The sequence below is a fragment of the Caldifarcimen microaerophilum genome (assembly GCF_055387105.1).
Map to the genome: position 1 here is coordinate 2,112,776 of NZ_AP038914.1, position 22,409 is coordinate 2,135,184.

At 61.5% G+C, this 22,409-nt stretch carries 22 protein-coding genes and 1 tRNA gene; all 23 read right to left on the reverse strand.

What is annotated here, in order from left to right:
• Position 1: 1 nt before the first annotated feature.
• Positions 2–562, reverse strand: a complete 561-nt coding sequence (pyrR, locus tag AC6HU3_RS09975; RefSeq protein WP_497473615.1) for a bifunctional pyr operon transcriptional regulator/uracil phosphoribosyltransferase PyrR — start codon at positions 560–562, stop codon at positions 2–4.
• 141 nt (positions 563–703) lie between these two features.
• Complete coding sequence (locus tag AC6HU3_RS09980) at positions 704–3,088, reverse strand: T9SS type A sorting domain-containing protein (protein ID WP_497473616.1); 2,385 nt, start codon at positions 3,086–3,088, stop codon at positions 704–706.
• A gap of 15 nt (positions 3,089–3,103) precedes the next feature.
• Positions 3,104–3,652 (reverse strand): hypothetical protein, encoded by a 549-nt coding sequence (locus AC6HU3_RS09985; protein ID WP_497473617.1) that lies wholly within the window; start codon positions 3,650–3,652, stop codon positions 3,104–3,106.
• Between the two features lie 11 nt (positions 3,653–3,663).
• Positions 3,664–3,999, reverse strand: a complete 336-nt coding sequence (locus AC6HU3_RS09990; RefSeq protein WP_497473618.1) for a hypothetical protein — start codon at positions 3,997–3,999, stop codon at positions 3,664–3,666.
• Positions 3,996–6,698: a valine--tRNA ligase gene (locus AC6HU3_RS09995; RefSeq protein ID WP_497473619.1), complete on the reverse strand. Its 2,703-nt coding sequence runs from the start codon at positions 6,696–6,698 to the stop codon at positions 3,996–3,998. Before AC6HU3_RS09995 ends, AC6HU3_RS09990 begins: the two co-directional genes overlap by 4 nt.
• Entirely contained in the window at positions 6,695–7,159 is a 465-nt protein-coding gene (locus AC6HU3_RS10000) for an OsmC family protein (protein WP_497473620.1), read from the reverse strand. Before AC6HU3_RS10000 ends, AC6HU3_RS09995 begins: the two co-directional genes overlap by 4 nt.
• 3 nt (positions 7,160–7,162) lie before the next feature.
• A complete protein-coding gene (gene fabF / locus AC6HU3_RS10005; protein ID WP_497473621.1) occupies positions 7,163–8,398 on the reverse strand; it encodes a beta-ketoacyl-ACP synthase II in 1,236 nt (411 codons plus the stop codon).
• Between the two features lie 6 nt (positions 8,399–8,404).
• The gene (gene acpP / locus AC6HU3_RS10010) at positions 8,405–8,647 is read right to left on the reverse strand and encodes an acyl carrier protein (RefSeq protein ID WP_497473622.1); all 243 of its coding nucleotides are present in this window, start codon (positions 8,645–8,647) and stop codon (positions 8,405–8,407) included.
• Between the two features lie 83 nt (positions 8,648–8,730).
• Positions 8,731–8,814 (reverse strand) — tRNA-Leu (locus tag AC6HU3_RS10015).
• 80 nt (positions 8,815–8,894) lie between these two features.
• Positions 8,895–11,816 carry a S8 family serine peptidase gene (locus AC6HU3_RS10020; protein ID WP_497473623.1) on the reverse strand — a complete coding sequence of 974 codons (2,922 nt, stop codon included), beginning with the start codon at positions 11,814–11,816 and terminating at the stop codon, positions 8,895–8,897.
• Between the two features lie 78 nt (positions 11,817–11,894).
• Positions 11,895–12,662, reverse strand: a complete 768-nt coding sequence (locus AC6HU3_RS10025) for a prolipoprotein diacylglyceryl transferase (RefSeq protein ID WP_497473624.1) — start codon at positions 12,660–12,662, stop codon at positions 11,895–11,897.
• Positions 12,662–13,390, reverse strand: a complete 729-nt coding sequence (locus tag AC6HU3_RS10030) for a 3-oxoacyl-ACP reductase family protein (protein ID WP_497473625.1) — start codon at positions 13,388–13,390, stop codon at positions 12,662–12,664. Before AC6HU3_RS10030 ends, AC6HU3_RS10025 begins: the two co-directional genes overlap by 1 nt.
• Positions 13,387–14,061: a deoxyribose-phosphate aldolase gene (deoC, locus tag AC6HU3_RS10035; protein ID WP_497536316.1), complete on the reverse strand. Its 675-nt coding sequence runs from the start codon at positions 14,059–14,061 to the stop codon at positions 13,387–13,389. The genes AC6HU3_RS10030 and deoC overlap by 4 nt, the downstream gene beginning before the upstream one ends.
• Before the next feature lie 25 nt (positions 14,062–14,086).
• Positions 14,087–15,172, reverse strand: a complete 1,086-nt coding sequence (locus AC6HU3_RS10040) for a DNA polymerase III subunit (RefSeq protein ID WP_497473626.1) — start codon at positions 15,170–15,172, stop codon at positions 14,087–14,089.
• The gene (gene rimM, locus AC6HU3_RS10045; RefSeq protein WP_497473627.1) at positions 15,169–15,696 is read right to left on the reverse strand and encodes a ribosome maturation factor RimM; all 528 of its coding nucleotides are present in this window, start codon (positions 15,694–15,696) and stop codon (positions 15,169–15,171) included. Before rimM ends, AC6HU3_RS10040 begins: the two co-directional genes overlap by 4 nt.
• A complete protein-coding gene (locus tag AC6HU3_RS10050; RefSeq protein WP_497473628.1) occupies positions 15,689–15,937 on the reverse strand; it encodes a KH domain-containing protein in 249 nt (82 codons plus the stop codon). The genes rimM and AC6HU3_RS10050 overlap by 8 nt, the downstream gene beginning before the upstream one ends.
• 23 nt (positions 15,938–15,960) lie before the next feature.
• Positions 15,961–16,218 carry a 30S ribosomal protein S16 gene (rpsP, locus tag AC6HU3_RS10055; RefSeq protein WP_497473629.1) on the reverse strand — a complete coding sequence of 86 codons (258 nt, stop codon included), beginning with the start codon at positions 16,216–16,218 and terminating at the stop codon, positions 15,961–15,963.
• A 56-nt stretch (positions 16,219–16,274) separates the two neighbouring features.
• A complete protein-coding gene (locus AC6HU3_RS10060; protein WP_497473630.1) occupies positions 16,275–17,528 on the reverse strand; it encodes a hypothetical protein in 1,254 nt (417 codons plus the stop codon).
• On the reverse strand, positions 17,525–18,097 hold the full coding sequence (locus AC6HU3_RS10065; protein WP_497473631.1) for a CDP-alcohol phosphatidyltransferase family protein: 573 nt from the start codon (positions 18,095–18,097) through the stop codon (positions 17,525–17,527). The genes AC6HU3_RS10060 and AC6HU3_RS10065 overlap by 4 nt, the downstream gene beginning before the upstream one ends.
• Positions 18,075–18,764, reverse strand: coding sequence for a 16S rRNA (cytidine(1402)-2'-O)-methyltransferase (gene rsmI, locus AC6HU3_RS10070; protein ID WP_497473632.1), 690 nt, complete (start codon positions 18,762–18,764; stop codon positions 18,075–18,077). Before rsmI ends, AC6HU3_RS10065 begins: the two co-directional genes overlap by 23 nt.
• Positions 18,751–19,425, reverse strand: coding sequence for an ANTAR domain-containing protein (locus tag AC6HU3_RS10075; RefSeq protein WP_497473633.1), 675 nt, complete (start codon positions 19,423–19,425; stop codon positions 18,751–18,753). The genes rsmI and AC6HU3_RS10075 overlap by 14 nt, the downstream gene beginning before the upstream one ends.
• The gene (locus AC6HU3_RS10080) at positions 19,425–20,378 is read right to left on the reverse strand and encodes a thiamine pyrophosphate-dependent enzyme (protein ID WP_497473634.1); all 954 of its coding nucleotides are present in this window, start codon (positions 20,376–20,378) and stop codon (positions 19,425–19,427) included. Before AC6HU3_RS10080 ends, AC6HU3_RS10075 begins: the two co-directional genes overlap by 1 nt.
• An 11-nt stretch (positions 20,379–20,389) precedes the next feature.
• Entirely contained in the window at positions 20,390–22,330 is a 1,941-nt protein-coding gene (locus tag AC6HU3_RS10085) for a 2-oxoacid:acceptor oxidoreductase subunit alpha (RefSeq protein WP_497473635.1), read from the reverse strand.
• Between the last annotated feature and the right edge of the window lie 79 nt (positions 22,331–22,409).

Sequence of the window (22,409 nt, forward strand, 5' to 3'; positions counted from 1 at the left end):
CTCAGGATCCGGTCCGTTCCGCGATCACCACGGCATCCTCGCCGTCGGTTTCTTTGAGCTTGACCTTCACCACCTCGCTGGCGGTGGTGGTGATGGTGCGCCCCACCCAGTTGGCGCAGATGGGAAGTTCCCGCCACCCCCGATCGATCAGGCAGAAAAGATACACCGCCCGGGGACGTCCAAAGTGGATGAGGGCGTCCAGTGCCGCGCGCACGGTCCGTCCCGTATAGAGCACATCGTCCACCAGAATCACCCGCCGGTCCTGGATTTCCACAGGCAGATCGGTGCCCTTCACCACGGGTTTCTCCGCCACCATGGAAAGGTCGTCCCGATAAAAGGTGATGTCCAGTCCGCCCACGGGGATGTGTTTGCCGGACATGTCCTCCAGTTTTGAGGCAACCCGGCGGGCCAGAGGTTCACCCCGCGTCCGGATCCCTACGAAAAGCACGTCGGAGAGATCACCCAGGTCTTCCAGGATCTGATAGGCCACCCGGGTGAGGCTGCGACGAATGGCTTCTTCATCCATGAGAACGTATTTTTCCACAAGCCCCTTTGAGGCCATAAGAACCTCCCTCGTTTTGGGCTATACCTTATGGAACCCACACAGGACTGTCAAGGTATCGCCGTTCCCCTCCCGCTATCTGCACAACGTGAAAAACCATCGGCGAACCGGAATCCCCTCACAGGTCTCAGACCCGCTCGGTCACCGCACCAGGATCTTCTCCCGGTAGGTCCGGGACCCTGCCTCCACCCTCAGGAAATACACCCCCGACGGCGCGCCCGCAAGAACGAGCCGCAGCGGATGCACACCCGCACCCAGCACACCGTAATCCTCCCTCACCACCACACGTCCCAGCGCATTCATCACCTTCACACGCACCGGCACCGCACGCCCAAGCACCAGACGCACCTGCGCCACATCATCCACCACCTTCCGCGCAAGATACACACCCTCTCCCTCCATCGTCATCCCCGCAACACCTCCCTTCACCGCACCCGGGCTGAACCGAATCGTCAACCCCTGCTCCGGATGCCCACTGTACGAACCGTTATACGTCACCTGCAATCCCGTTCCGCTTCCCCCCTGAATCCCCACCGTCGCACTCGTCACCGTCCCGCTCATCCGTCCATACGAAAAATGCACCGTCCCGTTCGCATCCAGAATCACTTCAAACGTGTAACTCGCCACATCGTCCCGGTACCGGTGCAGATTCTCAAACAGAAACACCACACGGCTCGAACTCACCGCCTTCGCATACACCCGGCTCCCTCTCGAATTGTACGCCGTCAGATCATCCCAGAACGGCGCAAGAAAATAGCTGTACGACCCGTTCGGAATCGGACCGTTGCTGTACGGATCCGCCGCCGTCGTGAAAAACATCACCCCGTTCGACGACACGTACACCCGGTTGAAACTCTGACCGTAAAAGTTCACGCTGAAGGGCAAACTCACCCACTTGCCCACATCGTCCCCGTTGATCCCCAGATCCGTCCACGTGTTGTCCCGGTTGTACCACAGATAGCCCGGACCTCCCGGAATGTGCGAGTCGATCCACGTGTAGCCCCCCGCATCCGGACCACCCTGGTGCCCCGACGAACTCTTCGGCGCCTTGAAGTAAATCGTGCTTCCCGCATCCGGATGCCCACCGTTCGATCCATTGTATGTCACCTGCAGCGCAATCGATCCGTCCTGAATCCCCACCGTCGAACTCGTCACCGTCCCCGAAAGCGTCTTGTACGAAATGTACACGTCCCCGTTCTTCACCAGAATCACCTGGAAGGTGTAGCTCACCGTCGAATCCCCGTACCGACGGGCATTCCGCCACTCAATCACAAACTTGTCCGATCCCACCGAGCCATAGTACACATAGCTCCCCTGACTGTTGAACACGGTGAGGTCATCCCAGAAGGCCGCAATCATCCGGCCCGCCGAGCTCATGGGAAGCTTCGAATTGCTGTACGGGTTCACCGACGACGGATTCCCAAACTGCAGCACACCGTTCGACCCCACGATCACCTGGGTGAAGGTCTGCCCATAAAAAGGAAAGGCAAAGGGCAGGTTCAGGGTCACCTCGGCATCATCCCCGTTCAGCGACGACCGGGTGCTCACCGTGTACCAGGTGAACTGCGGCCCACCCGACGTGTGGGAATCAATCCAGGTGTACCCAAACTTGTCCGGACCGCCCTTGTGGTTGCCGGGATTGGGAGGTGGTGGAGGTGGCGTGGAGGAGGATCCCATCGCCCACAGGCTCATGTTCATGAGGAGCACACCGTTATCCAGTTCGTTCCACCCGTCATACAGCCGGTCGCGGGGATCCCCGGAACCGTCATCGGCGGGGGACGAGTCCCCCACCACACAGAACCGCCCCTGACCGTAGGTTCCGCACACCACCATGGCCAGGGTGTTACTTTGCGGCTTGCCTTCAATCCAGACCACACCCCAGAGGTGAGAATCTCGACGGAAGGAAAACACGGTCCCCGCATGGAAAGCGATCCGGTTGACCTGACCGGCCGGCCCGTGGATGATGGGTGTGGCGCTCGCGTTGAAGTTGGAGCTCTGAGCGGAAAAGGAGTTGTACCGGTCTCCACGGACGTGGGCATGAATGCCCAGAGCCTGTTCAAAGGCCGCATTCCAGATCCGGGGGGAATCCCACCCGTCCCGATCCCGGTCGGACGCATAGTGATCCGCCAGGAAAATCAGCCCTCCTCCGTTCTGGAGATAGGTGAGGATGGCCTGAACTTCGGAGGCGCTGAAGGGATTCTGCGGCTCGGGGAGAATCAGGAGATCCACCCGGGAGAGATCCAGCGAGTCCGACGTGCCGTAGGTCAGGGAATGGCCGGGAGGCAGGGTCCGGATCGTGTGCCCCCGCTCCCAGAGTTCATAGCCCCAGGAGGAAATGGCGCCATCCCAGGACGTGGGACTCGTGGGGTTCGGAGGGTCGGGGACCGGTGCCGTGTGGTCCACCACCCAGTCTGCGTTCCCTGCCGTTTCGTTTTTCGTCCAGTCAAAGAGCACCACGCCAGCCGAAAGGAAGCGCACGGCCAGCAGGATGAGAACGCTGAGAGCCCCCAGATCCAGACGCTTCATCCCTCCTGCCTCCTCTTATCGTTGCGTGTAGTGAAGGGACAGGGTGTCCCCCTGGATCACCCGAATCAGATTGAACGCACGAAGATCCTCCCCGTCAAATTCCAGCCTGCGATCCTCCCGCACAACGGTTTGCCCGGAAAGCCGCAACACACGGGAAAGATGAAGGACAGGACCTTCCTGAATCTCAAGAATCTGGTGTTCTTGGGTCTCGAGGGTGTCCCGCCCCCAGATCACCCGCCCGGATCGAGAACCCTCCCGGCGAAATCCCGGAAGGGGAGGGAGGGGATAGACCAGAAAAGGGGCAAAGACATAGGAACGCACCGTCCCATTATGGAGAAGTTCCACCGTATCGGCGTGGGCATAGCCGTCGGCCACCGCAACCCAGCCTTCCCGGATTACACCGGCCTGGAAGGTCACCCCCGATCCGGAAGAAACCAGGCTGACCTCCACCGGACGCCCCGCCTCATCCACCATGGACCAGGTTTGGGGTGCTTCAAAGGAGGTGGAGAGAAAAAACGCGGGGCCACCCGAACAGGAAAACAGAAGCCCCGCGAAAAGGATCACGAGTCGCTGCACTATGCCCCGCCAGAAAGTTTTTCTTCAATCCGGGACAGGCGTTCCAGCACCTCCCGGGCGAACTGGTTCATATCCCGCTTTTCCGCGTCCTGGAGCTTGATGCGAAGGCTTGTGTTTTCCCGCTGGAGCATCCCGGTGTAGATCCGGTAGGCCGTGTCCAGGACCAGAATGAACATCACGTGAAACAGAAGGATCACGGGGAGCAGAGCCACCTGGACCTTGACCCCCGGAAACACCTGCACGAGAAAGGGTGTGGTCATCCATTCCCAGTTGAGAAGGGTGAACCACACCACCAGCAGGAGATACACCACCACCAGACCATACCGCCAGGTCACGGTTTTTCCTCCTGATGGAGCGCGAGGCTTTCCAGGACCGCCCGAAGGGACTCCAGGCGGGTCTGAAGTTCACGGAACGTCTCGCGCTGACGGGCCACCACGTCCGGTGGCGCCTGTTTGAGGAAGGCTTCGCTGGAGAGGCGCTTCTGAAACCCCTCCACCACGCGCTCCAGCTCCCGGAGCTCTTTCTCCAGACGGGCCCGCTCTTGTTCAAGATCCACCACATCCCCCAGTTCCACATACACGGGAATGCTCCGGACCAACTGGACCGCCGATCCGGGCACCGGTGTTTCGGTGGTGTGGAACATGGCGCCAAAGGCCAGGCGTCCCCACAGAGATTCGGTGGTCCGGAGGAGTTTCTCATAAGGGGCACCTTCCGGAAGTTTGAGATACACCTGCACCGTCCGGTTTTTGGGAACACGGAAGGTGCTCCGGACCTCCCGAATCCGCACCACCCAGTCCTTCAGAAACTCAAACTGTTCAAACGCCTCCCCATCTTCAAAGGACCATTCCGGCCAGGGCGCCACCATGATGGAGGGCGCGGCCCGAAAGGCTTCCGGAAGGCGCTGCCACAGCTCCTCCGTGACGAAAGGCATGAGGGGATGGAGCATCCGGAGGAGGTGGTCCAGGATGAAGAGACTCACCGAAAGGGCATCCTCCCGGGTCTCGTCGTTCCGCAGGCGCTCTTTGATGGCCTCCAGGTACCAGTCGCAGAATTCACTCCAGAAAAGGTGATACATCTCCTCCACTGCGTGGACGTAATCAAAGGTTTCCAGATCCTGTGTAATCCTCGCCAGGCTCCGGGAAAGACGGGTGAGCATCCAGCGGTCTTCCAGCGCAAGGGAAATCTCATCCAGCGGACGGGGGGAGAACCCGTCGGGTGTCTGCGTGAGGAGAAGACGGGAAGCGTTCCACACCTTGTTGGCGAAGTTCCGCCCCTGTTCCATCCGCTTCTCGCTGAACAGGACATCCTGTCCCTCCGGAGCGATCATGGCGATCCCCGCCCGCACGCCGTCCGCGGAGAACCGGTCAAAGAGGTCGATGGGGTCGGGGGAGTTGCCCAGGCTTTTGGAGAGCTTGCGCCGCTTCTCGTCCCGCACCAGCCCATGGAGATACACGTTCCGGAACGGCGGTTTGCCGGTGAAGGCGTAGCCCGCCATGATCATGCGGGCCACCCAGAAAAAGAGGATGTCCCACCCGGTGACCAGGAGGGTGGTGGGGTAGAACGCCTGAAGTTCAGGGGTGTCTTCCGGCCATCCCAGGGTGGCAAAGGGCCAGAGCCAGGAGGAGAACCAGGTGTCCAGCACGTCCTCATCCTGCCGGAGGTTCCGACTTCCGCACGTTTCACACCGCACGGGAGGTTCTTCACTCACGGTGATGTGGCCCTCATCGCAGTAATAGGCCGGAATCCGGTGGCCCCACCAGATCTGGCGGCTGATGCACCAGTCCCGGACGTTTTCCAGCCAGTGGCGATAGAGATTCACAAAGTTTTCCGGAATGAGGCGGATGGCACCTTCCTCCACCACCGCCTTCAGGGCGGGCTCAGCGAGGGGCTTCATCCGCACAAACCACTGGTGGGAGAGCATGGGCTCCACCACCGTCTTGCACCGGTAGCACACGCCGATCTGAAGGGTGTGGGGCTCTTCGCCCACCAGGTATCCGGCCTCTTTCAGCGCCTCCACCACCCGGGCCCGCGCTTCAAACCGATCCAGCCCCTGAAAAGGCCCGGCGTTTTCCGTGGTCCGGGCAGCGAAATCCAGGATCACCACATAGGGCAGATGATGGTCCCGGGCGATCTCATCGTCGGTGTAATCGTGGGCCGGGGTGACCTTCACCGCACCGGTTCCAAACTCCGGATCCACCCGGGGATCCGCAATGATGGGAATCTCCGGAGGAACAGGTTGTCCATCGGGGGTGGTGCGTTCCCAGTCCACAAGGGGAAGACGCACCCGTTTGCCCACCAGGTGGCGATAGCGCTCATCATCGGGATGGATGGCCACCGCCGTGTCACCCAGATAGGTCTCCGGACGGGTGGTGGCCACCCGAAGCTCTCCGCTCCCGTCCGCAAGGGGATAACGGAGAATATACAGTTTGCCCTGGCGCTCCTCTCGCTCCACCTCATCGTCCGCCAGGGCCGTGCCGCACCGGGGACACCAGTGAATGAGACGAAAACCCCGATAAATCAGACCCCTGCGATACAGCTCCACAAAGGCTTTCCGGACCGCCCGGCTGTAGCGGGGATCCATCGTGAACACCAGACGATCCCAGTCGGGGGACACCCCCAGACGTTCCAGCTGTTCGAGAATCCGCCCCCCATACTGTTCCTTCCACTCCCACACCCGTTTCAGAAAGGCCTCCCGACCCAGGTCTTTCCGGGTTTTGCCTTCTTTCGCCAGCTGACGTTCCACCACGTTCTGGGTGGCAATTCCGGCATGATCCAGTCCCGGCTGCCAGAGCACCTCATAGCCCCGCATCCGGGCAAACCGCACAAAAAGATCCTGAAGGGTGTTGTCCAGCACGTGTCCCATGTGGATGATGCCCGTCACGTTCGGAGGTGGCATCATCACCACAAAAGGTTCGCGCTCGCCCGAAAGCACCCGGTTCGGATCCGCCCGGAAAAACCCCTTTTCCTTCCAGAAGCGGTACCAGCGTTCTTCCACTTCCCTGAAAGGATAGGTCTTGGGAAATTCGCCTTTCATAGCTTTTCCTTCACCGTTGGGTTTCCGTCCCGATCCTGAAGGACCATCCAGACCTCTACCTCCGCCGTTTTGCCGAGCATGGCGGTAACGGAACAATAGCGCTCTTTGGAAAGGGTGATGGCTTTCTTCACCCGGGCAGGATCCAGGTCTCCGCGAAACACATAGGCCATCTGGATCCGGGTGTAGACCCGGGGGTGGTCCGGTGCCCGTTCTGCCCGAAGCACGATCCGGAAATCGTCCCACGTCTGGCGCATTTTGGCCAGGATACTCACCACGTCCATGGCGGTGCACCCGGCAAGAGCGTGGAGGACGAGTTCCATGGGCCGGACCCCACTTCCCTTGCCTCCCGCCTCCTCCGATGCGTCCATCACCACCGCCACCCGGGAAGGACCGTTCGAGACAAACTGCATCCCCTCCACATGGACCGTCTCCACCTGAGGCTCAAAAGGAACATCCCTCATAGGTTATCCGTCAAAACGTTTGAGAAGGATCACGGCGTTGTGTCCCCCAAACCCGTAGGATGCTTTCAGGGCATAGGGGATGTCCATCTTTCGGGCGCCTTCCGGCACATAATCCAGGTCGCATTCGGGATCGGGGTGTTCGTAGTTCCGTGTGGGGTGCACTTCCTGGTGGAACACGGAAAGGGCGGTGACCGCGAGTTCCACGGCACCGGCCGCACCCAGAAGGTGTCCGATCATGGATTTGGTGGACGAAACCGCCAGGCGATCGGCGTGGTCCCCAAAAACGCGCTTGAGGGCAAGGGTTTCGGATTTGTCGTTCAGAGGTGTGGAGGTTCCGTGGGCGTTGACATAGGTGATGGCCTCTTTGGGCGCCCCCGCATCCCGGATGGCCGCTTCCATAGCCCGGACCGCTCCTTCGCCGTCGGCGCAGGGGGCGGTGATGTGGTAGGCATCCGCCGAGGCCCCGTAACCGGCCACCTCCGCATAGATCCGGGCCTCCCGCTTCGCCGCGTGCTCCAGCGATTCCAGGACAAGGGCGCCGGCACCCTCGCCCATCACAAAGCCATCCCGCTCCCGATCAAAGGGGCGGGAGGCTTTCTCCGGCTCGTCGTTGCGGGTGGAGAGGGCCCGCATGGAGGCAAAACCTGCCACGCCGATGGGGGTGATGGGCGCTTCCGCGCCCCCCACCACCGCCACATCCACCTCACCGTACTGGATTTTTCGAAAAGCCTCGCCCACCGCATGGAGGGATGAGGCGCAGGCCGAAACCACACAGAAGTTCGGCCCCTTCATCCCATACCGAATGGAGATCAATCCCGCGGCCATATCGGGGATCATCATGGGCACCAGGAAAGGACTCACCCGGAGGTCCCCTCGTTCCACCGCCTTGACAATCTCCCCTTCCAGGGATTCCAGCCCTCCGATGCCCGAGGAGAAGAGAACAGCCCCGTGCTCCAGGGAAGGGTGGCCCAGAAGACCCGCGTCTTCCAGGGCCTGGTCAGCGGCGTGCACGGCATAAATGGCATAGCGATCCCACCGACGGAATTCCTTGGGCACCAGGCGGTCGGTGGGATCAAAGTTCACGATTTCCCCGGCAATCCGGGTTCGAAGGCCCGACGCGTCAAAGCGGGTGATGGGGCGGATCCCGTTTTCCCCCGCAAGAAGCCGGGGCCACACCTCATTCACACCCACCCCCACGGGGGTCACGAGACCCAGCCCGGTGATCACCACCCGTCGCATGGAAACTTATCCAAGTTTCGCGGCGATATACTCCACCGCGTCTTTCACCGTCGTGATCTTCTCCGCATCCTCTTCGGGAATTTCGACGCCGAACGTGTCCTCAAGCTTCATCACGAGCTCCACCACGTCCAGGGAATCCGCACCGAGATCCTCCTGGAACTTGGCATCTTCGGTGACCTTTTCTTCGGGGACATCCAGCTGCTCGCTCACGATTTTTTTGAGTTTGGCGAGGATTTCATCGCGGCTCATCCTTCCCTCCTTGTTTGCCACCCGGTCCTCCGGGCAGAACGACCGGGGACGTTGAACGAAGTTGATGTCAGGAAAAAGAACCATGCCGGGGGCGGGACTCGAACCCGCACGGGATTGCTCCCACTGGGTCCTGAACCCAGCGCGTCTGCCAATTCCGCCACCCCGGCATGCAGGACATGATTGTAAAGAACAACCTTCAGCCTGTCAAAGCCCGCGGGGTGGGGCTGCGCCCCACCCCGCACCTGCATCAGCGAAGTACCACAAACCGGCGAACCGCCTGCACGTCGCCGGAGAGCCGGACGAAATACACCCCCCGGGTGAGCCCGGTCACGGGAAACCGGTGAACCCCGGGACCGAGACGTCCGGCAAACACGGTCTTCACCCGCCGTCCGGCAGGATCCACGATTTCCATCCGCACGTCGCGGGCAGCCGGCAGGTTCACCTCCAGAAGCACCCCGCTCCCGGAGAACTTCGGTGCCAGGGCAAAGCCACCCGGCCGCACCGGGAGTTCTTTCACCTCCACCACCGGTTCAAACCCGGTGAAGATGGTGTCTGCCGTGTCCGCAGCGGCCTGGAGTCCGGCAAGGGTGTTGGACGCCAGGAAGGCAAAGGTGACATACAAGGTATCCGCCGCACCCGCCGTGAGGGAGAAGGGTCCCACCGAGGCGACCATGGAGTAGTCCGCATCCCCGCTGTCCGGTGTGGTCATGCTGTACGTTCCGTCCAGAAAATTGATTTTGGTCTGCTCACTCGTACCGTTGTACACATAGGTGGGGTTGTGCAGAAGGGAGAGGTTGGCCACGCCCACCGGACTTGCACCGGCCGAACCCAAGGAAGCACCCAGGACCCGGATGCCGGCATAGGCCGTGTCGGAAAGGTTGGTCAGGATGGCGTTCTTCATATACACGAGATTCCGGGAGGCGTCCACCCCGCCCGTGTTCAGGCTGAAGCTGTCGATGTCCATATCCATGAAGAGCCCCGCATAGGCGTTGGCGATGTCCGTGGCCCCCGTGTTGAACAGGGCATACTGAACAAACACGATGTTGCCGTAGTTTGCGCCGGAGAAGGTGTAGGCGGACTGGATCACCTCCAGACCCTTTGGCGAGGCATGGCCGGAGTCCGTCATCTGGTTGGCAATCTGGAAGTCACCCAGAACGGTCGGCGAGATCTCCAGGATCTTCCCACCGGATTTCACGTTGAAGTCCTGGTTCATGGCCCCTCCGGCCGTTGCGCCATACCATCGGTCCACCACATAGGTGAATCCGGTTCCAGTGGCAAAAGATCCGTAATAGAGCAGGTTGTTCCCGAGATATTCGAAGCCCACGCCCGCACCGGGGGCACTGCCCATTTCCACGGGGCTGGGGAAGGCGCCGACACTCGTGAAGTTTACAGCCAGGTCGCCGGCGTTCACATCATACACGTCAAACCGGGGCCGACCCAGGGGGAAGGTGAAGGTCAGGGTGTCGGCCATGCTGTTCCCCTGGGAATCCGTGAAGGAAAGGTACAGCGTGAAGGAGACATCCCCTTCCTGGGCGGAGGTGGACGCCTGAACGGTGAAACCTCCGTCTGAGGTGAAGGCTCCGCTGCCCGGAGCGATATCCGCCCAGGCGGCACTGTTGTCTGTCACCGTCACCCCCGGATGGGACACGACAAGGGTTCCCGTGATGGACTTGGCCGTATCTCCCCCTGTGTTGGCAAGCCGGATGTCAATGGAAAGCTGCTCACCCGGATCCCAGCGATCCCCACCCGGATAGGTGAAGACCAGACTGTCCGCCGCAAGGAAGGGGGCCTGGAGCATCTGGATGGCCGCCAGTACATCCAGACGTCCCCACCCGGCCTGGTTGTTGGGGAAGGTCCCGCAGGAATCACATGTTACCGTATGGGCCGCGCTTCGCGTTAAAACCATATACAGGTCGTATTTGTTGAGACTCGGGTTGGCCTGGAGAATCAGGGCCACCGCACCCGCCACGTGGGGCGACGCCATGGACGTTCCGTCCCAGGATTGATACCCGCCTCCCGGCACCGAGGAATTCACTCCGGCCCCTGGAGCGGAGATATCGGGTTTGAGAAAGTTCCATCCGGGTTCAAACCAGTACTGCGGATCGTTCACCGGGTTCACGTTGGGGGCGGGTCCCCACTGGCTGAAACTGGCAAGGTAGTCGTTGGACGCCGTCGCACCCACACCCACCACGGTAGGATAGTTTCCAGGAGAGCTTGCACTTCCCGGTGCCGGGCCGGAGCAGGTGATATCCGCGTTTCCGATGGAGAACACGGGGAGAATGTCCAGGTTCCACCACAGGAGAACGTCATTCCAGTGAGAAAGAGAAAACCCGTAGTCATGGCAGATCCCCCACGAGTTGTTCACCGCCCGGATGTCGATCCCCGAGTCCGCTTTGAGGGAAGCGATCCACTGGAAAGCCCCGGAGAAGTTGTTGGAAGCATTCCCCTGGGCATCGAACACTTTGGCTCCCACGATCTGGGCCCCAGGAGCCACGCCGATATCGGTGGAGGTGAGCCCATTGGCCGGACCGTCACCCCCCACCATCGTCCCGCTCACATGGGTCCCGTGCCCCACCCCATCGTTCACTGGGTTGTTATCCGCCGTAAAATCCCGAAGACGAAGGAACTTGCCTCCCGAGAGAGCGGGGTGAGTGGTGTCAAACCCGGAGTCCAGCACACCCAGCACGATGCCCTGGCCTGTGTACCCGAGATTCCACACATCATCGGCGTTGATTTTCCGGATATTCCAGGGAGCCACTTTATTTACTTCAGGAGCCCCATCGTCGGACGGCACCCCCCGGAAGAGGACATACCGGGGAACCGGTTCCACCCAGAACACATCCGAACGGGCCGCAATCTTTTCCAGTTCCGCCTTGGTGACCTTCATCCGGAACCCGTTGAAAGACCAGTAGGACTCTGCCTCCTGCGCCTGGATCTTCCCGCGCACGAGATCCCGTTTCAGGGCTTCCTGGGACACCCGGGCAAGATCCCGGAGGTAGTCCACCCGTGCCTTGTAGGTGGGAAGCGTCCGGACATAGTTCCAGTCCGGCTGGGGATTCATCAGAACGAAGACCTCGAGCACCTCATCGGGCGAGGCCTCCGCCAGACGGGCGGCAAAGGCCGGATGCATGCCCGCCGCCGCGACGGTCAACCAGAGCATCACGCCCATTCTGCACCTCCTGTTCTCCACCTCAGGCCCGGGGGCCTGAGGAATCCCTGGGAAGTGTACAGCCCTCGCCAGAGTTTTTCAAGCACCGCGGGGGACGGTCCGCAGGATCCAGATCCCCAGGCCCACAAGGCCCAGGGCCATGAGCTGGGCCACCGAGAGCCCGGGGATGAAACTCGGTGTGGTCACCCGGAGAAACTCCACGAGAAACCGCTCACTCCCCGCAAGGACCAGATACAGTCCCCCCAGCCTCTCCGGCGTCCATGTCTTCCGGATCCGCCAGAGCACGACAAAGATCACGAGGGAAAGGACAATCTCATAGAGCTGGGTGGGGTGGACCCGAAAGACTTCGCCGGTCACCGGATCAATGGTGGGCGGTGCCCCCCGGGGAAAGGCCATGGCCCAGGGGAGGTCCGAGCGCTTTCCGTAATCATCTCCCACCAGAAAACACCCCACCCGCCCGATGGCATAGCCCAGGGCGAGGGAGGGAGCAAGGGCTCCCAGAAGCCGTTTCCAGGGCACGGGATGACGCCGGAGGACCAGCAGTGCGGCGAAAACTCCCCCGAAAAACCCTCCGTAAAACGTCAATCCTCCCCGGCTGAACAGGTGGGGCCAGGGGTTTGAGAGAAACTCCGACAGGGGTACGTTTTCAAGGATATACAACAGTTTAGCGCCCACGATGGCAGCGATGGGGATGGCCACCCCCAGCTCTTCCAGAAGGCGCAGGGGAAGGCCCAGCCGTTTGAACTCCCGCTCGGCCACCCCATAGCCCACCAGAAAAGCCAGGGCCACCATCACACCGTAGGAGGAAACCACGAAATTCCCAATCCGGAAGAGTTCGGGATACATCAGATCATGCCCCCGTCCACCACCACCACCTGACCGCTCATATAGGAGGCCTCGTCTGAAACAAGGAAGGCCGCCACGGACGCCACCTCCTCGGGTGAGCCGAACCGGCGCAGGGCAATCTGCTCGAAATACGCATTCTTCACCTCCTCTGGAAGACTTTCCGTCATGGCGGTCTGGATGAAGCCGGGTGCCAGGGCAAGCACCCGGATGCCCCGGCTTCCCACCTCCTTGGCCAGGGACTTGGTGATGGCGTTGAGGGCGGCTTTGCTTGCCGCATACACACTCTGTCCAGGATTCCCCACCAGACCCACCACCGAAGAAACAAACAGAATCACTCCTCCCCGCTTTTTGAGCATCCCCCGGAGAAGTTCTTTGGCAAGGAACAGCCCGGAACGGACGTTCACGTTCATCACCGTGTCAAAATCCTCATCCTTCAGGCGCAGAAGGAACTTGTCCCGGGTGATGCCCGCATTGTGGATCAGGATGTCCACCCCTCCCCAGGCCTCCTGGACCGCCCTGGCAATCCGGGCCGGTGCCTCCAGATCCGAGAGATCCTCGGGAATCACCAGCGAAGACGTCGGAAGCTCCCCGGCAAGCCGCTCCAGCGTTTCCCGGTTCCGGGCCACCAGAGCCACCTCCGCTCCTTCCGCCGCAAGCTTCCGGACGATGGCCTCACCGATTCCCCGGGAGGCCCCCGTGACCAGCGCCTTTTTCCCCTGCAATCTCATCCCTTTCCCTCCAGCATGGAACGGTATTCTTCCAGAACCTGAACCGTCCGGGAAAGGCCCAGCCGATCGGCTCCCGCCTGCAGCAGGTCCAGGGCCTGCCGGGCCGAACGGATCCCGCCGGACGCCTTCACCCTCCCACCGAGGGGGTGAACAACGGAGGCAAGAAGGCGCACATCCTCCACCGTGGCTCCCCCTGGACCGAAGCCCGTGGAGGTTTTGACAAAGTGGGCCCCAGCCCGCATGGCGGCAAGGGCCGCCGCTTTCTTTTCCTCTTCCGTCAGGGCCCCCGTCTCCAGGATCACCTTGACAACGTTCCCCTGGGCGGCATCCACCACCCCCCGGATGTCCTCCTCCACCCGGTCCATTCGGCCTTCCTTCACCCATCCCACGTGGATCACCATATCCAGTTCATCCGCCCCTTCGTCCACCGCCTTCCGGGCTTCCATGGCCTTCACTTCCGGATAGGTCACGCCGTGGGGAAAACCGATCACGGTGGCCACATGAACGCCCGAACCTTCCAGTTTTTTCCGGACATACCCCACCCAGGTCGGCTGCACGCACACCGCCCATACCTTCCAGGTGAGGGCTTCCTCCACCAGGCGATCCAGATCCTTGGAGGTCGCCTGGGGAGAGAGCAGGGTGTGATCCATGGTTTGCGCAAGTTCCTGCAGGGTCATGACCGCACTCCTGTGAACGTTATCCTTCCAGAAGACTCACCACGCCCAGACCGTCATCCGGAACAGGCCTTCGCCGGAGGCCCACCAGCGCGTCCCGGAAATCCGTGGGGAGAAGGGCTTCCACCAGGGTGATCACCAGGTCCAGCGCCCCCAGGTTCCGGATGATGGCCCGTTCCAGAAAGGGGAGGCGTTCCACCGCCTGCATGAGATGGTGCGGTCCCACCGCGAACGCCTCCGGACGCACCTTCTGAAAAACGTCGGGATGATAGAGGGGTTCTCCCCCCGAAACCACGATCCATGCATCCAGAATCATCTGGCCCCACACCAGAATCCGGAGTTCGGTATCCCGTGGTTTCCACCGGGGAATCTCATCCAGCACCCATCCCAGAAATTCCGGGACTTTGCCCAGGAGAAGTTCCAGAAACTTCGTTCGGGCCTGGAGAATGCCCTGACCCGAGAGCTCCCGGGCCAGACCTGGACTGCCCCCGCTTGCACGATACAGCACCTCCCGACCCGCATATCCCTGCGCTTTCATCACCCGGTCAAACTCCTCCCGCGAGAGCGGTCCGAACCGAACGGGAAAAGCCCGGGATCGGATGGTGGGAAGGACCTTCTCCGGCTGAGAGGCCACGAGCACAAACACCGTCCGGGAGGGAGGTTCTTCCAGCGTTTTGAGAAAGGCGTTCTGGGCCTCCAGGGTCATCTCCTCCGCATTCACAATCCCCACCACCTTGAAGGGTGCGTTCACCGGCCCCTGGAGGGTACGGATTTCCCGGATGGCCTCCACCGGGATCTTCTCCCGGGAAGGGTTATAGGGGAAAGGTCGCAGGGATGTCTCACCGGGAAATCGTTCCAGATTTTCCGGTGTCAGGAGAACGAAATCCGGGTGGGTGAGCCGGGCCACCTGTTCGCACGCCCGGCAGGTTCCACACGGACGGTCTTCCGCAGTGCAGAAGAGGGCCTGGGTCCATTCCCACAGGGCCAGGGCCTTGCCCACCCCTGGCGGTCCTTCGAACATCAGGGTGGTGGGGATTTGACCGGTTTCCACCATCCGGCTGAGAATCCGCCGGGCCACCGCCTGGCCCACCAGACGGCGAAAGATCACGTATCTTCCTCCTCCACAAGCCCTTCAGGGAGATGGACCACGATTCTTCGTTCATTTCGCAGCACGTTACGGACAAAGGCTTTCACCATGGGTAGAAGAAACGTTCCGGACTCCCTCCGGATCTCGAGAACGTCCTGGGCGGGATAGAGATACACCTCTTCCACCACCCCCACCCGGTTGCCCCGCTCATCCACCACCTCCATGCCCACAAGTTCATGGGCATACAGGGCATTTTCCTCCCGGGACAAGGCGTCGGCTTCCACCCACACCTCCACGCCCGTGAGGGCGGCCGCTGCCGTCCGATCCAGCACCTCCCGGAATCGCGCACGGAACACCCGCCCCCCATGGGGATGGATGCGTTCCAGGGTGAGGGGACGATGGAGGTGAGGAGAAAGGGCAACGAAAACGGTCAGATCTTCAGGAACGTCCGGGGGATCCGCGTAGAGATAGAGGTAGACCTCTCCCTCAAGCCCCCTGGGGCGGAGGACCCGCCCCAGGAGAAGCCGATGAGGTGCCTTATTCAAGGATCTCCAGAACCGCGCGCTTGCCCTGCTTCATGGCGGCGGCAGAGATGATGGCACGGATGGCTTTGGCCGTGCGACCCTCCCGGCCGATAATCTTTCCGAGGTCGCCCTCCGCCACCTTCAGCTCGAAGATCACGGTCTTCTCGCCGGGAATCTCTTTGACCGACACCTGTTCGGGATTGTCCACCAGGGCCTTGGCGAGGTATTCCACCAGATCTCTCAGGTTCAGGGTGTCCGACATGGCGATTCCTCCTGTTCGGAAACTTATGCCTGCTGGCTCTGCGCCATCTCCTTCCTGAGTTTCTTCACAAGGCTTGCCACCCGGGGCGTGGGCTGGGCACCTTTCTGGATCCAGGCGTCATACGCCTCAAAATCCAGCCCGTGGACGTCTTTGTGAAGGGGGTCAAAGTGCCCGATGACGGCCAGCACACGGCCGTTGCGCGGCGCCCGGGAATCGGTGACCACAACGCGGTAATAAGGGCGATTCCGCTTTCCAACCCGCATCAACCGGATCTTAACCACGCGCCATCCTCCTTTCTCGAGTTTTGGAAGGATTATACACAACCATTCCGGTCCTTTCAAGAACCGGGGAGGGCGAGCGCCTCCAGAAACGCCCGGAGGGCGCGAAACACCTCCGGAGAAGGGGGACCGTATTCCAGATAATGCCGGGCCAGCATCTTCAGCGGCTCCGGTGCATCGGAAAGCACCAGGGCCTCAAGGGTTTTTCTCCCCTCCTCCGGCGAGTTCGGGAGAAGGAGGGTCCCCTGAAGGATCGTGCACACCGCATCCTCACAGCGGACCGCCCGGGGTTTCTCCAGAAGGCGAAGCAGGGCAGAAACGCCATCCCGGTTCCCCAGGGCAGATTCCAGCACCCAGAGCCACAGCAGGGCCTCCTCTTCGCCCGCGTGGGCCATGATCACCCGTCGAAGACTCTTCAGGGCTTTGTCCGGCCTGTTTGCCCGGAGATAGGCCGCCCCGCAGGAACGGGCCAGGCCTTCAGAAAGATCCTTCCCGCCGCACAGCGTGTCCAGCCGGGCTGGTGGGACCGTCCCCGCAAAAACCCCATGGGGCAACGCCTCTTTCAGTCCCAGTTGTTCCCCCAACCGGGCAAGTTTCTCACTCCAGGCCTGATCCGGGGGGAGATACTCCATCACAAACGCCCAGTCCTCCGGACGCAACGTCCCGGCGTGTTTCTTCAGAAAATCCCGAAACGTGATCTTTCCCAGACGAAGGGCCACCCCATCCCGTTCCAGACTTTCTGGAAGGAGGCGAAACAGGCTGTCCGAAGGTGGAATCTCCAGAAGAAGTTCCCGCGCCGTCTTCGTATCCTTTCCGAGAAGGGCATAGCAAACGGCATGGATCGGGTCATACAGCCGGGCCACAGCCGCCAGGACTTTCCAGGCCTCCACGCGCTTTTCCCGGGATGCCCACGCTTCTGCCCGGGGACGGATCTGATCCCAGATGGTGTGAAACACCCGCAAATACTGATCAACAAAAGTTTTCACAAGCCGGGGATCCCGCACCCCCTGGATCCGGCGCAGGACCTCTTCCAGCGCCCGGTCCGCATTCCGCTCTCTCACCGCCGCCGTCCAGCCCAGATCCGCATAGCAGGTGGGGCAGGAAAAATGCGCGCGGAGCAGGGAAAGGGCGTCCCAGAAGCCGTCGTAGGCTTTGTGGGCCAGAAAACTCTGAAGGACCAGGCGTCCCTGCACCTGATTCATCCGGGGAAGATCCGACTGGAGAACCGAGAGGGCGCGCTCCACCTCCCCCTGGGCAAGCAGCCGGTCCACATCCTGGGGAGATGCGAGGAGAACGAAAAGAAAGCCGATCACGACAGGGCTCTCCTGAGATCCAGCATCCGCCGGATCACGGTGATCCAGATGAGCACCACCCAGACGGGGACAAGTCGGGCAAACCCTTCCATCCCCAGGAGACTTCCTCCCACCCAGAACACATAGCGGAGCACCCGGTCCATGGGCCCCTTCCGGGTGGAATACCCGAGGCCTTCTCCCCGTGCCCGGAGATAGGAGACCATGAACGCCCCCACCCATCCCCCAAACAACCAGGCCGCCACCGCGGTGTTCTCCCGAAAGGCATAGATCCAGGCGGCGAACAGGAGGCCCTCGGCCAGACGATCCAGAGAAGAATCCAGAAGGGCACCAAACCGGCTTTCTTTCCCCGTGGCCCGGGCGAGCTGTCCGTCCAGGGTGTCAAACAGGCCCACGGCAAACAGGGCAAGGCCGGCTTCCCGGAACAGCCCCCGGGCATACAGCCAGGACACCCCCACCGTGAACAACGTTCCCAGCACGGTGAGGAGGTGGGGGGACACCCCCATCCGGGCAAGCAGCCGCACCACCGGGTTCAGGGGTCGCCTCAGCTCATCCCGCACCGTGGACGACAAGGACAAACTCTCCTTTTTTCCCGGAGACCCAGGCCAGGGCCTCCGTGAGCCTGCCGAAAAAGTGCTCCTCATGCACCTTGGTCATCTCCCGGGCGAGAAACACCTCCCGGTCCCCGAAGACTTCGAGCATTTCGGCCAGTTCTTTCTCGATCCGGTGAACGGACACGAAAAAGATCAGGGTCCGGGGCTCCTCCCGCAGGGCCTCCAGGCGTTTTCTCCGCTTGCCTGCCGTTCGGGGGAGAAACCCCTCAAACACGAACCGGTCCGTGGGAAGGCCCGAGACCGAGAGGGCAGTCACCACCGAGGAAGGTCCGGGGACGGGGATCACGGGAAACCCGGCCTGCCGGGCGGCGCGCACCAGCCTGTACCCGGGGTCGGAAATGGTTGGTGTGCCCGCATCGCTTGCAAGCGCCACCCGTTTGCCTTCCTCAAGCAGTCCAAGCACCGCAGGGATCTTTCGCTCCTCGTTGGCTTCAAAAAAACTCCACACCATGGGGGCGGGGATGTCGTGGGCGGAGAGAAGTTTCCGGATTCTCCGGGTGTCCTCGGCCAGGATGCAGTCCGCCTCCCTCAGCACCCGGAGGGCCCGGAGGGTGACGTCCTCCAGGTTGCCGATGGGCGTGGCCACCACAAACAGGACACCCTCCCCAGGCTCAGTCCGATTCATATCGCTTCCACCGGGCGTCGATCTTTTCAAAGGTTTTCTCCAGGCGCCGCTCCAGGTTCAGCATCTGCTCCCGACCCCAGTAGGTGGTGGGCTCCATCTCCTCCACCTCCAGAAGGGCCCGGATCACCGCATGGATTTTCTCAAGGTTTTTCATCACCCGCACAAAATAGCCTTCCCACTCCTTTTCAGGGATCTCTTCTCCCGCTTCCCACCGTTTCCAGAAGGAGCGTCCCATGCCGAGGGGAAGGGTAAGGAGGTTGTTCACGTGATGGGCCAAGGTGATGGCCATCTGGCGATAGAGGGTCTGCACCTGCTGGGTTCGACGGGCCATCTCCAGGCTCACCAGGAAAAGGTCTTCCTGGAGGGGCTTGGGACAGAAGGCATGAGCGCCGGCCCGGAGCCACCGGGCGATTTTCTTGCTCTGGGCATAGCCCGCCAGGACCACAAAGGGAGGAACGAAGGTGTGCGTCTGGAGCCAGTCCGGTTCCGGGAGATCCGGGAGGTGGAGATCCAGGACCCAGTAATCCCACCCTCCCGCTGCCTGTTCCTCAAAGGTCTTGAATTCCTGGACGATTTCGGCCTCGATCCCGGCGTGAGCAGCCGCCGTCCGGATCTGCTCCCCCAGGACGGGTTCCCGAACGGCGGCCAGCAACCGGGGCATCAGCGCGCACGGAGTTCTTCATAAAAGGGGGTGATGTCGAGAAGGGAGCGGCTCTCCTCATCCCGGATGCGCACCAGCGCCGGTGGATGGACCCGATAACGGGGATTTCGCTCGGCAATCCGCTCCTCATAGGTGGGTACGTTCCGGTTCACCAGAAACACCCCCGTGGGGATGCGGTCCCCCCATTCAAAGGCTTTCTCTGCAAACCGGGCGATCTTTTCAGCCCGGATGCCGTCGTCCGCGTCCTCGGGAATCACCGGGTCATACCCTTCTTCGTTGAGATCGTACAGGCGCCCCTGATACCAGTCCTTGGTGTGGAGGTTGTTGTAGGTGGGGCAGGGCTGAAGCACCTCCAGGAAAGAAAGCCCGGGATGCTCCGTGGCCTCCCGGATGAGACGCACCAGCTGCTTGATGTTGTAGGCATACCCCCGGCCGATCCAGGTGTAGCCGGTGGTGAAGGCGAGCATCAACGCATTGATGTTCCCCTGGATGTTGGGTTCGGGAAGGCTCTTGGTCTGGAGCCCCAGGGGCAGGGTGGGGGAGGCCTGGCCCTTGGTCAACCCGTACACCTCGTTGTTGAACATGATATAGGTGATGTCCACGTTCCGGCGTCCGCCGTTCACAAAGTGCGCCGCCCCGATGGCCATGCTGTCCCCGTCTCCGCTCACCACGAACACCTTCAGGTTGGGATTGGCCAGTTTGATCCCGGTGGCCACCGGAAGGGGCCGGCCGTGCAGGGTGTGCACACCATACCCGTTCACGTAATACTGGGCTTTCCCCGAACACCCGATGCCACCCACCACCACCGTTTCATACGGACTCACCCCCATCTGGGCCAGCGCCTGATACAGGGCGTTGAGGATTCCAAAGTCCCCGCAACCTGGGCACCAGTCAATGTCGTAGGGGGCTTTAAAATCCTTCACACTCCAGCGGGGTTTGGTTTCCACCGCCATGATGATCCTCCTCATTCAAACGGCTGGAGCACGGTGAGCTCTTCTTTGTGCTGCTCCAGCACTTCCTTCAAAGCGTCCACAAGTTCTTCATAGGAGAAGGGGCGACCGGTGTATTTCAGGATCCGGTGATCCACCTCCACCCCGAGTTCCATGCGCAGGAGTTTCGCAAGCTGGGCGGTCCGGGTGAGCTCCACCAGAATGAGGGGTTTCCGGCTCAAAAAGGATGCGATCTCCTTCGGGAAAGGCATCAGGAGTTTGACCTGCACAAACCGCGCCCGGAGCCCCTCTTTCTCAAGGACCTCCAGGGCTTCCAGGATGGCGCCCTTGGTGGATCCCCAGGAGATCACGGTAAAGTCGGCATCGTCCGGACCGTACACCTGGAATTTCTCTTCCACCGGAATGGTGTTCGCCGCATAGTCCAGCTTCGACAGGCGCTTATCGTGCATCCGGACCCGAATCACCGGGTCTTCCGTCACCCGGCCTTCTTCCGTGTGTTCTCCCCCCGTCATCCAGTGGTGGACATGGGGCGTGCCGAGAAGCACCCGCGGAGAGATGCCGGTTTCGGTATCCAGAGAAAACCGCTTCACAATCCGATGACCTTCGGTCTCCTCCGGGACAAAGATCTCCCCTCGCTGGATGGGAACACGGGTGGGATCGGGCACGGGAAGGGTCATGGTGGTGCTCGAAAGGGCCTTGTCCACCAGGTGGATCACGGGCATCTGGAACATCTCGGCATAGTTCAGGGTGCGGATAGCGTCATAGAAAGCCTCTTCCACATCCCCGGAGGCATACACGATCCGGGGGGCTTCCCCGTGGCCGGCAAACAGGGCGAAGAACAGGTCTCCCTGATCGGTTCGGGTGGGCATCCCGGTGGAGGGGCCGCCCCGCATATACAGGGTGATCACCAGGGGCGTTTCCGTCATGCTGGCCCAGCCCAGCTGCTCCACCATCAGGGAAAACCCGGGACCGGACGTGGCCGTGGCCGCCCGTGCGCCGGTGAGGGCCGCCCCACTCGCCATGGCAATGGCCGAAATCTCGTCCTCCGTCTGGACCACCACGATGCTCTGCTCGTCCCCTTCCCGGGTCCGGTAGGTGGTGTGGGCCTCAAGAAACACGCTCTCATCCGTGGCCGGGCTGATGGGATAGTAGGTCTGGAAGGTGAGACCTCCAGCCAGTTTTCCGATGGCGACCGCCTGATTGGCATTGAGCATGATGCGGGGTTCCTGATCCGCCACCCCTTCCAGCCGGAAATCAAAGGCGAGGTTGCTGTGGGAAGAGGCCATGTAGTCGTAAATCACGTCCACCGCGGCCTGGTTGAGCTCGATCACCTTTTCTTTGCCGGCGAACACACGGGCCAGGGCGTCTTTGAGGTATTCGCGGGGAAATTCCAGGAGTGCAAAGGAAAGGGCCACCGCCAGGGTGTTGCGGGTGCGCTGGGCGATGCCCAGGGGAACCTCAAACCGCTCGGAAAGGGTCTGGAAGAGCTCGTCGTAAGGCACGGGATACAGCTGTACCCCCCGTTTCCGTGCAAGCTCCAGCAGCCCTTTGAGGGACGTGGTGGGCTCCACCCCTTCCCTTTCCAGGATCCGGGCGAGATCCTGGCGAACTCGATCATCCAGAAAGGTGATCCGGAGAAAAGGCGTGTCTTCGTCTTTCTGGTTATAGATGACCCCGCCTCCCGGGACCACGGAAAGGGCGTGCCGGGCCAGGGTTTCCGCTTCGAAGCTGGTGAGCAGATCCACCCGGATGCGGTGGGAACGGGGCTGGTGGGTTGCAGAGAGCCGCACGTCGTAATAGCTGTGGCGTCCGATGATGTTGGAGTAATATTCTCTGCGCCCCAGAACGTTCAGGCCCCCCAGGCTCGCGGCGAGGGAAAACAGGCGGGCTGCGGTGTCCACACCGCTTCCCTGGGGGCCTCCAATGCGCCAGGCAAGTTCACCCACAGTTTTCATGGAAAATCCTCCTCATCCTCGTGAAACCGTTGGCGGAAAGTATACTTTTCCGCATGGGGACTGTCAAACCTTCTTGACA

Bases quoted from the DNA above. Each gene is read 5' to 3' on its own strand.
- pyrR (WP_497473615.1), bottom strand. From the start codon at position 562: ATGGCCTCAAAGGGGCTTGTGGAAAAATACGTTCTCATGGATGAAGAA.
- AC6HU3_RS09980 (WP_497473616.1), bottom strand. From the start codon at position 3,088: ATGAAGCGTCTGGATCTGGGGGCTCTCAGCGTTCTCATCCTGCTGGCC.
- AC6HU3_RS09995 (WP_497473619.1), bottom strand. From the start codon at position 6,698: ATGAAAGGCGAATTTCCCAAGACCTATCCTTTCAGGGAAGTGGAAGAA.
- AC6HU3_RS10000 (WP_497473620.1), bottom strand. From the start codon at position 7,159: ATGAGGGATGTTCCTTTTGAGCCTCAGGTGGAGACGGTCCATGTGGAG.
- fabF (WP_497473621.1), bottom strand. From the start codon at position 8,398: ATGCGACGGGTGGTGATCACCGGGCTGGGTCTCGTGACCCCCGTGGGG.
- acpP (WP_497473622.1), bottom strand. From the start codon at position 8,647: ATGAGCCGCGATGAAATCCTCGCCAAACTCAAAAAAATCGTGAGCGAG.
- AC6HU3_RS10020 (WP_497473623.1), bottom strand. From the start codon at position 11,816: ATGGGCGTGATGCTCTGGTTGACCGTCGCGGCGGCGGGCATGCATCCG.
- AC6HU3_RS10025 (WP_497473624.1), bottom strand. From the start codon at position 12,662: ATGTATCCCGAACTCTTCCGGATTGGGAATTTCGTGGTTTCCTCCTAC.
- AC6HU3_RS10030 (WP_497473625.1), bottom strand. From the start codon at position 13,390: ATGAGATTGCAGGGGAAAAAGGCGCTGGTCACGGGGGCCTCCCGGGGA.
- AC6HU3_RS10050 (WP_497473628.1), bottom strand. From the start codon at position 15,937: ATGTCGGACACCCTGAACCTGAGAGATCTGGTGGAATACCTCGCCAAG.
- rsmI (WP_497473632.1), bottom strand. From the start codon at position 18,764: ATGAATCGGACTGAGCCTGGGGAGGGTGTCCTGTTTGTGGTGGCCACG.
- AC6HU3_RS10075 (WP_497473633.1), bottom strand. From the start codon at position 19,425: ATGCCCCGGTTGCTGGCCGCCGTTCGGGAACCCGTCCTGGGGGAGCAG.
- AC6HU3_RS10080 (WP_497473634.1), bottom strand. From the start codon at position 20,378: ATGGCGGTGGAAACCAAACCCCGCTGGAGTGTGAAGGATTTTAAAGCC.
- AC6HU3_RS10085 (WP_497473635.1), bottom strand. From the start codon at position 22,330: ATGAAAACTGTGGGTGAACTTGCCTGGCGCATTGGAGGCCCCCAGGGA.